This window comes from Melaminivora alkalimesophila, assembly GCF_000282995.1.
Classification (GTDB): domain Bacteria; phylum Pseudomonadota; class Gammaproteobacteria; order Burkholderiales; family Burkholderiaceae_C; genus Melaminivora; species Melaminivora alkalimesophila.
In genome coordinates this window covers 1-5,493 of the sequence record NZ_ALEE01000572.1, presented here as the reverse complement: position 1 = coordinate 5,493, position 5,493 = coordinate 1, and the positions used below count along the sequence as shown (strand labels likewise).

At 70.6% G+C, this 5,493-nt stretch carries 6 protein-coding genes; all 6 read right to left on the bottom strand.

Annotation, left to right across the window (positions count from 1 at the left end; translation table 11 throughout):
- A partial coding sequence (gene hslV / locus A612_RS11215) for an ATP-dependent protease subunit HslV (protein ID WP_019374573.1) occupies positions 1-416 on the bottom strand: 416 nt, incomplete at its 3' end.
- 55 nt (positions 417-471) lie between these two features.
- Positions 472-2,232, bottom strand: coding sequence for an STAS domain-containing protein (locus A612_RS11210; RefSeq protein ID WP_019374572.1), 1,761 nt, complete (start codon positions 2,230-2,232; stop codon positions 472-474).
- A gap of 90 nt (positions 2,233-2,322) precedes the next feature.
- Positions 2,323-3,138, bottom strand: coding sequence for an RNA polymerase-binding protein DksA (gene dksA / locus A612_RS18180; RefSeq protein ID WP_420891027.1), 816 nt, complete (start codon positions 3,136-3,138; stop codon positions 2,323-2,325).
- 22 nt (positions 3,139-3,160) lie between these two features.
- The gene (locus tag A612_RS11200) at positions 3,161-4,222 is read right to left on the bottom strand and encodes a CobW family GTP-binding protein (protein WP_019374570.1); all 1,062 of its coding nucleotides are present in this window, start codon (positions 4,220-4,222) and stop codon (positions 3,161-3,163) included.
- Between the two features lie 106 nt (positions 4,223-4,328).
- On the bottom strand, positions 4,329-4,559 hold the full coding sequence (locus tag A612_RS11195; RefSeq protein WP_019374569.1) for a hexameric tyrosine-coordinated heme protein: 231 nt from the start codon (positions 4,557-4,559) through the stop codon (positions 4,329-4,331).
- A gap of 40 nt (positions 4,560-4,599) precedes the next feature.
- Positions 4,600-5,493, bottom strand: an 894-nt coding sequence (locus A612_RS11190) for a tyrosine recombinase XerC (protein WP_019374568.1), incomplete at its 5' end; no start/stop codon positions are given.

Here is a 5,493-nt window from a genome sequence, read left to right as displayed (position 1 = left end):
TAGGCGCCGCCGGAGCCGATGGCGATGATGCCGCCCTCGGGCTCGAGCACGTCGCCGTTGCCGGTGATGATCAGCGAGGCCGTGGTGTCGCAGACGGCGAGCATCGCCTCCAGGCGGCGCAGCACGCGGTCGGTGCGCCAGTCCTTGGTCAGCTCGATGGCGGCACGCGCCAGATGGCCCTGGTGCTGCTCGAGCTTGGCCTCGAAACGCTCGAACAGCGTGAAGGCGTCGGCCGTGGCGCCCGCAAAGCCCGCCAGGACCTTGCCGTGGTGGAGCCTGCGGATCTTGCGCGCCGTGCCCTTGACGACGATGTTGCCGAGCGTGACCTGGCCGTCGCCGCCGAGCGCGACCTGGGTGCTGCCGTCCGGCAGCTGGCGCCGCACGCCGAGAATGGTGGTGCCGTGAAATTGTTCCATGGGGCCAGCATATGGGGGCGCGCCGCGCGCCTGCAAGCCCCGGCGGCGCGCGCCCTCAATCCTGGCGCGGGACCACCAGCGCGTGCTCGTTGATGCCGATCACGTTGAAGAACACCGCCATCAGCCGGTGCAGGCGCACGAAGCGCAGCTCGCGGCCCTTGGCCTGCTGCGCGGCCGCCCAGTTCAGCACGCCGCCGCCCGCGGCAAAGTCGGTGCGGATCAGCTGCTCGCAGGCAATCACCAGGGGCAACCCGGGCCGCGGCGCCATGCCTTCGAGCTGCGCCAGCGCCTCGGAGGCGTCGCCCTCGATGTGGCCCACCAGCGCCGGCAGGGGCTCTTCCTCCACACCCCCGATCTGCGAGATCGCAAAGCCCGACTGGATCGAGCCGAAGTCGCTCTCCGGGGCGGGGGGCGGCGCAGGCTCGCCGCTGTCGCTGCTGAAGCTGCAGCGCGGCGGCTCCCACGACGGGGGCGACACTTCGTAGGTGACGCAGTAGTCCAGCGCCACCAGCTCGAACTCGTCCACCGCCCCCATCAGGCGCAGCGCCGCCATGCGCAGGCGCCACCACTGCGGATCGCGCGAGCGCTCGCCCGAGGGGGTCTGCGCCTGGAGCAGGCCCATGAGGGCCGGCATGCCGGCAAAGCGCAGCTCCACCTCTTGGCCGGCCCATTGCTCGAAGCACGCCGCCAAGCCCGGCACCGCCGCGCTGTCGATCGACGCGAGGCGGCCCCAGGTGAGGGTCCAGGGCTGCGCGGCGCGCGCCAGCGCCGCCTGCAGCGCGGCCAGCGACTGGGTCGTCAGCGCTGGCGGCGCGTTCCAGGTGAATTCGCGCTGCGGCGCCGCCGGCGCGGCGGCAGCGCCCGCATCGAAGGCCTGCAGCCCCAGCTGTTGGGGCAGCGAGAACCACAGGGGAGCGGAGCGCCCGAAGCGCGCCGCATAGTCGATCGCCAGCGCATCGAAGGGCTCCTGCCGGCCAATCGCTCGGTAGAGGTCGAACAGCGTGTGCCACAGCTCTTCCGAGGCGCCCGCCTGCTGCTGCCCGAGCAGCTCCTTGAGGGCCGCCTCGGCGCCGTCGTAGTCGGCGTTCACGAAACGGATCGCGGCCTCTTCCAGCTCCGGGTCGTGGACGAAAGGCAGGGGCGCCTCCTGGGCCGCAGCCGCTGCCGTGGGCGGCGCCCCCGCTGCGGTGGGCGCCAGCGCCGCCGGGGCCGGCTGCAGCACGGGCGCGGGAGGAACCACCGGCGGCACCGGCGCCGCCAGGTCGATGGGCGCTGTTGGGGCGAAGGCGCGCGCGTGCTCGCTGGCGGCAAAGGGGGAATCGGCCAGGGCAGCCGCCATGGCACTGGCGACCGGCGAGGGCTGGGGGGCTGCCGGCGGAGGGGGCTCGGGCGCGGGCGCCGGGGGGGCCTCGGCGCGGCGGGCAGGCGCCGGGGCGCCCGAGCCCTTGCCCTTCCACCACTGCTGCGCCATCTGCTGCTCGATCTCGTCGATCTTGCGCAGGGTGTCGGCGCGCTCGTCGGCCGAGGCGGCGCTGGTGTTGAAGAAGGAGGTGCGCACGCCCGGGTCTTCGGTCGCCGGGCCGCGCACGCCCTCGCGGCTGCGCAGCTTGCGCAGGTGGTCGAACTCGCGGCGGCGCACGAAATCGTTGCGCCGCTTGCGCTCGATCATTTCCTTGAGCATCTGCCGGCTGTACTGGCTCTCGCGCTCTTCTTCCATGGCGTCGAGGTCGGACCAGTTGACGGTGGGGTTGCGCACGAAGCGCGCCACCTTGTGCAGCAGGCCGCGCGAGGACGAGGTCGATTCTTCCTTGCTCATGCCATGGATTGTGCCGCCGTCCGGTGGGAAGCCAACCCCGGAAAAAGCCGGGCTTTGGTCAACAATCGCGCCCCTCGGGCGCGGCCGCCCTCAGTCACCGAACATTTTTTGCTTGAGCTCGCGGCGCTGCTGGGCCTCCAGCGACAGGGTGGCCGTGGGGCGCGCCAGCAGCCGGCCGACGCCGATCGCCTCGCCCGTCTCGTCGCAGTAGCCGTAGTCGCCGGCGTCGATGCGGGCGATCGACTGCTCGATCTTCTTGAGCAGCTTGCGCTCGCGATCGCGGGTGCGCAGCTCCAGGGCGTGCTCCTCCTCGATGGTCGCGCGGTCGGCCGGGTCCGGCACCACCACCGTGTCCTCGCGCAGATTCTCGGTGGTCTCGTCGGCGTTGGCATGGATTTCCTGCTTGAGCAGGACCAGCTTGTGGCGGAAGAAGGCGAGCTGCTTCTCGTTCATGTACTCGCTGTCGGGCATGGCGAGCACTTCGGCGTCGGTCAGTTCCTCCGGCGCCTTGGTTTTCCAGTTGTTGGCCAGCTTGGGATCTTTCTTGGCGGCCGCCACATTCTTTTGCAGGGTCGTAGTCATGGTCTCGAATGATGAAGCTGGCGTGGCAGTGACGCGCACCGCCGCAAGCCGTAGGTGGATGGATCGAGTATCCGCTGCCGGAGCCTCGCACGCCTGGCATCGGCCAAGCATGCACGCAATCCCGGAAATGCGCTGTAGTGCTTGCAGCGATGGATGCTGTCGGACAACCGGCATGCCTCCATGCGCCGCAGCCGCACCCCGCGCACGCGGCGCGAGCGGCCCGCCCTCTTGTGCAGCGGTTGCCCGGGGCGTGTTGGCCGGGCCGCGATTGTATAGAGCCAAGCGCGGACGGCCCATGCCAAGCCGCACCGCAGCCGGTGGCATGGCGCGCCGGGTGGTCTTCAGCTCAGGCCAGGCACTGGCCCAGGCCCTGCTCGAGGATGTCGCGCGGCAGGTCGATGCCGATGAACACCATGCGGCTCACGCGCGGTTCGTGGGGCTGCCACTCGGGCCCCAGGTCGCTGCCCATGAGCTGGTGCACGCCCTGGAAGATCACCTTGCGGTTGGTGCCCTGCATATCCAGCACGCCCTTGTAGCGCAGCATGCGCGGGCCGTAGACGTTGACGATGGCCCCCAAGAAATCCTCCAGCCGCGCCGGATCGAAGGGGCGCTCGGCGCGGTAGACGAAGCTCTTCACGTCGTCGTCGTGGTGATGGTGGTGCGGGTGGTCGCAGTGCTCGCCATGCTCGTGGCCGTGATGGTCATGGCCGCAGTGCGCGTCGTGCACGTGGTCGTGCCCATGGCCATCGCCCTCCTTGAGGAAGTCCGGGTCGATGTCCAACCGCGCGTTCAGGTTGAAGCCGCGCAGGTCCAGCACCTCCGACAGCGGCACCTCGCCGAAGTGCACGGCACGGATCGGCGCGCGCGGGTTCATGTGCTTGAGGCGATGGATCAGCGCGTTCTTCTCGTCCTCGCCGACCAGGTCGGTCTTGGACAGGAAGATCTGGTCGGCAAAGCCCACCTGGCGGCGCGCCTCCTGGCGCTCGTCGAGCTGGGCGTTCGCGTGCTTGGCATCGACCACCGTGATGATCGAGTCGACCAGGTAGCTCTCGGCGATCTCGTCGTCCATGAAGAAGGTCTGCACCACCGGGCCGGGGTCGGCCAGGCCCGTGGTCTCGATCACCACGCGCTCGAAGTCGAGCAGCTTCTTGCGCCGCTTGGCCGCCAGCAGCTGCAGCGTCTCGCGCAGGTCCTCGCGGATGGTGCAGCAGATGCAGCCGTTGCTCATCTGCACGATCTGCTCCTCGGAGTCGGTGACGAGGATGTCGTTGTCGATGTTCTCCTCGCCGAACTCGTTCTCGATGACGGCTATTCTTTGGCCGTGGGCCTCGGTCAGCACGCGCTTGAGCAGGGTGGTCTTGCCGGCGCCGAGAAAGCCGGTGAGGATGGTGACGGGGATCAGGGACATGGTGCTCGGGTCGGTGCCGTGCGGGGCGTTCGGGAGAAAGGGGAAGGAAAAAGGCCGGCTGCCCCGGGAGGCGCCGGCGTGCGTGCGACAAGCAGCGGCCGACCGCTCACTTGCGCCAGTAGTTGTTGGCGGCGGCCACGGTCTGGAAGTTGATCGCCACGACCTGCGAGGCGGCGGTCAGCGCCTCGTGGCTGTTGGCGTATTCGGGGCGCAGCTTGTGCAGCACCTCGGCGTCGGGCTGGGTGTACTTCACGCCGCGACGGCTCAGCGTGATGGCCAGCTCGAAGCCCTGCTGGGGGGTCTCGGTGATGAGCGAGGTCAGCCAGGTATCGGCCATGGGATCTCCTTTCGTGGGGTGAAAAAATGCACGGGAAATGCTACTTTCCCACGGTCGGGCTGCCCGGACAAGGGGCAGGGCCTTGGTCGCGCCCGCCCGGATCGACCGAATCCTGGCGGTGCGCCCGGGGATGGGCCTGGTCGTACACCTGCGCCAGGTGCTGGAAATCCAGCCGCGTGTAGCCCTGGGTGGTGGTGATGCTGGCATGGCCCAGCAGCTCCTGCACGGCGCGCAGGTCGCCGCTGGACTGCAGCAGGTGGCTGGCGAATGAATGGCGCAGCATGTGCGGGTGGACCGGCGTCGCCAGCCCGGCCGCCTGGCTGCGGCGGCGCAGTTGCAGCCACACGATCTGGGGCGTGATGCGTGCGCCGCGCGCGCCGACGAACAGCGCCTGCGGATCCAGCCTGGAGCCGCCTGGCGCCCCGAAAGGCCGGGCCCGCTGGTCCAGCCAGCGCGCCAGCGCGTCGGCCGCGACCTGCCCCATGGGCACGATCCGGCGCCGGCCGCCCTTGCCGAAGACCTGCGCCTCGCGGGCCTGCAGGTCCACCCAGCCGCGGCCCGCGCGGTGGCTGTCGCCGCTGGCGGCCAGATCGAGCCCCACCAGCTCGCCCACGCGCAGCCCGCAGCCGTACAGCAGCTCGACCATGGCCGCATCGCGCGCCTCGGTCCATGCGTCCTCGGCCGGACCGGCGTGCTCGGCCAGCCGCACCGCCTCGTCCACCCCCAGGGCCTTGGGCAGCGGACGCGCCGCCCTGGGCGCGCGCACGCCCTGCGCCGGATTGTGGTCGATCAGCCCCTGGCGCGCCGCCCAGGCGTAGAAGCCGCGCCAGCCCGAAAGGATCAGCGCAATGCCGCGCGCGCTGCGCCCGCCGGCGTGCATCTGCGCGGTGAAGCGGCGCAGATGAACCGGGCCGAGCTGCAGCAGCGGCAGCCC